Source organism: Pseudosporangium ferrugineum (assembly GCF_003002065.1).
GTDB classification, from domain to species: Bacteria; Actinomycetota; Actinomycetes; order Mycobacteriales; family Micromonosporaceae; genus Actinoplanes; species Actinoplanes ferrugineus_A.
The window spans coordinates 1-1143 of the sequence record NZ_PVZG01000090.1; the positions used below are offsets into that span (position 1 = coordinate 1).

At 63.5% G+C, this 1143-nt stretch carries 1 protein-coding gene; it reads left to right on the forward strand.

Features of this window, described 5'->3' with window-relative positions:
• Nucleotides 1-51 precede the first annotated feature (51 nt).
• Complete coding sequence (locus CLV70_RS38880; protein WP_106131605.1) at nt 52-1143, forward strand: IS630 family transposase; 1092 nt, start codon at nt 52-54, stop codon at nt 1141-1143.

Consider the following 1143-nt stretch of genomic DNA (forward strand, 5'->3'; position numbering starts at 1 on the left):
CTAGTGTGCTGCGCCGGAAATTCGCCTGTTAAGTCGGTGTAGGGTGGGTTGATGGCACGAACCGGGCGCCCGACTGCACCGCTGGTGTTGACCGACGAGGAACGCGAGACGCTGACCCGGTGGTCGCGTCGGGCGAAGTCCTCGCAGGTCCTCGCGATGCGGTCGAGGATCATCCTGGCGTGCGCCGAAGGCGCCGCGAACACTGACGTAGCAACCATTCTGGGCGTGCATGTGTCCACTGTGGGCAAATGGCGGCGCCGGTTCCTGGCTGAACGTCTCGACGGCCTGATCGATGAACAGCGTCCCGGCCGGCCACCATCGATCGCCTTGGACAAGGTCGAAGAAGTCGTCGTGGCGACCCTCGAGCAGACTCCGCGCAACGCCACCCACTGGTCAAGGACGTCGATGGCAGAGAAGTCAGGGCTGTCGAAGTCGACGATCGGCAGAATCTGGCGCGACTTCGGCCTCAAGCCGCACCGGGCCGACGCGTTCAAGCTGTCCACCGACCCGCAGTTCATCGAGAAAGTCGTCGACGTCGTCGGGCTCTACCATCACCCACCCGAGCGGGCAGTGGTGCTGTGCGTGGACGAGAAATCCCAGATCCAGGCCCTCAACCGCTCGCAGCCGGTCCTGCCGATGATGCCCGGCATGCCCGAACGGCGGACCCACGACTACCACCGTAACGGCATCACCAGCCTGTTCGCCGCGTTCGACATCGCCGACGGCACGGTCATCAGTGAACTGCACCGCCAGCACCGCGCCGTGGAGTTCAAGAAATTCCTGATCACCATCGACAAGACCGTACCGGCCGACCTCGACATCCACCTGGTCTGCGACAACTACGGCACCCACAAAACCCCCGCCATCCGGGCCTGGCTCGCGAAGCACCCTCGCTTCCACATGCACTTCACCCCGACCGGCTCATCCTGGATCAACCAGGTCGAACGCTGGTTCGGGTTCCTCACCGACCAGAAGATCCGCCGCGGCACCCACAAGAGTGTCCAGGCACTGGAAGCCGACATCCGGTCGTGGATCGCCGACTGGAACAGCAACCCACGACCGTTCATCTGGACCAAGACCGCCGAGGAGATCCTCGAATCACTCGCACGATTTTGTAGGCGAATTTCCGGCGCAGCACACTAG

Excerpts from the sequence above, each read along its gene's own strand:
- CLV70_RS38880 (WP_106131605.1), top strand. The coding sequence starts at position 52 with ATGGCACGAACCGGGCGCCCGACTGCACCGCTGGTGTTGACCGACGAG.